This is a genomic window from Microcoleus sp. B4-D4 (assembly GCF_036705185.1).
In the GTDB taxonomy this organism is placed as follows: domain Bacteria; phylum Cyanobacteriota; class Cyanobacteriia; order Cyanobacteriales; family Microcoleaceae; genus Microcoleus.
Genome location: NZ_JAUBTX010000106.1, coordinates 1 through 2139, shown reverse-complemented (window position 1 = coordinate 2139; position 2139 = coordinate 1). Strand labels below are relative to the sequence as shown.

Sequence of the window (2139 nt, the reverse complement as noted above, 5' to 3'; positions counted from 1 at the left end):
GCAAGTTCAATTCTATCGAATTTATGGCAAAAGCTCTCCCTGTTGCCCAAAACCGAATTTCTAGGTTATTAGCATCCGCTAACTCTAGGAAAAACTCTAGTTTGTCTTGTCTAGTAGGGACATTTATTTCCTGCCAAACATAAGCAAATTCACTCACTATATCTAGTTTATAACCAATCTGACCATACTCTGCTAATTCTCTGTCTGAGTCGGAATCACCTTCTAAAAACTCAAAGTTAACCCGAATTTTATACAATCCATCAGGAACATCAATATAGGGGCCATAAGACACTAAGTCTTGATTTCCTGTTGGACTAACCAACTGTTTCCTAGAACCTTTTTCCACAATTTCACCTGAAAGAATAGATAACTGTTCAGGTAAAATCAGGATAGTTGATATAGGTTCTAAGCTATTTAATAGGCTATTATTATCTGCTTGTAAATTTAACCCCCCCTGCTCTCGCCACTGGGCAATTGCTTCTTCTATCATCTTAGGTTCTATCGGCATTTTCTTGATGTCCAAACTATCTTCAATCTTATCTGAGCTTTCTTGTTCAGAAGTTAAATTTTGTTCAGATTTTTTTTTAAGTAAATTAATACTTGCATCATAAACTTTTTGCCAACTAATATCGTAATTGGTAAAGCCCAATGGCTGACCCTCCTCAACATAGTCTGCGGGTAGAAAAATAGATTCTGTCAGGTTTTCTCGAATAAATGGAGAAAATTCACCTGTTTGAAGCGTATATGAATTGTATCCCGGCCCATGAACAACTCCTGGCTTATTGGCAATTATAATTGGAAAAAACAAACCGGAACAGTATGGAGAAATATAAATATCTATTGCTTGAACCCAAGCAACCCGTTCATAACTCATGTTTCCAATTAAATTATAGGCTTTAATATCTGTATGGACTAAAGCTAGTATTTCCTCTATAATTGTTGTTTCCCGTTTAATCTCCGATTCAGCACGAGGATCATCCCTTTCATGCCTCCCCCAGCCATCAAAAACAACAGCTAAATTAGGATAATCTTGCTGTAAAGTATTAATAATATTAGCGATGCCTTCAACTTGAGATAACCAAAATCGGTAGTGACTGCGAATTGCTATCCAGATTAAAGGAAAATGTTGTTTAGCCTCTCCTATTTTTTGCAAAACATTGGGGTTACATCTTTTCACTGCTCCTTGATAAATTCGGTTTGCTAATTCTTCTTGAATGAACAAGTCTGTGGGCCATACAGTTATATAATTTTGGTCTATAACAGTTTTGAAAAGATTCCAACAATCTTGTGGATCTGACCAACGGACGATCTGTTCTGACTGGATTTCTGGATAAGTATCACCTATATTGATGTATTCATAATAACCAACCAAAAATTTCCTGACTTTACTTAGTGTTCCATTAGAATATAAATATTGCAAACCAGACATGTCATGCCAAATATAATGCCCTAAGTTATAAGACCAGCCTAGATCAACAGCTACTTCTTTCTGGCACGATGAGGAAATATAGGCTTCTACTCCTTTCCAATAACTCACTAAGCCTGCTTTTAAAACATTGGTTATTTGGGTTTCACTGGCATATAAATTGACATAAGGCCCAAACTTAATGATTAATTCTAATCGAGGAAAGTAAATAAAGCTTTTATCTCCTGTCAACCCCTCTGCACAGACTAAATAAAATACTTCAGAGCCTACAAAACGATAGATACGGATAGGACGCCAGGAAAATATCCCTCCCGGTAGAGGAGGAGTTATCGGAAATGATTGATTTGACCTTAAAACTACGCCTGTGGTGGGGCAGGTTGTATAGATATAGCCTGTTTCTATGATGCTATGCTGAAAGTATCGACCTTTTATTACATCGTATATACCTTTATTGGCATTTACCCTTTCAAATTTTTTACTTTTACGAGATAGATAAACTGGGTTATCAGCCGATTCAAAACTATTAATATATAATTCTTCTAATTCTATATCATCCTTGGCGATTAATTCTAAATTGGCGATAGAAAAACCCTCTTGTTCCAAAAAATCACGGTCTTCATCAATTAAAGACCATAGGTTAATAATTTTATAATTACTATTTTCACTAAAGTATTGATAGGTCACTTCTGGACTAATTTCAGTAGGTAAATCAA

Annotated in this window: 1 pseudogene; it reads right to left on the bottom strand. The window is 35.6% G+C overall.

What is annotated here, in order from left to right:
• Positions 1 to 2139 (bottom strand): annotated as a pseudogene (locus QUB13_RS30255) (hypothetical protein); the annotation flags it as partial.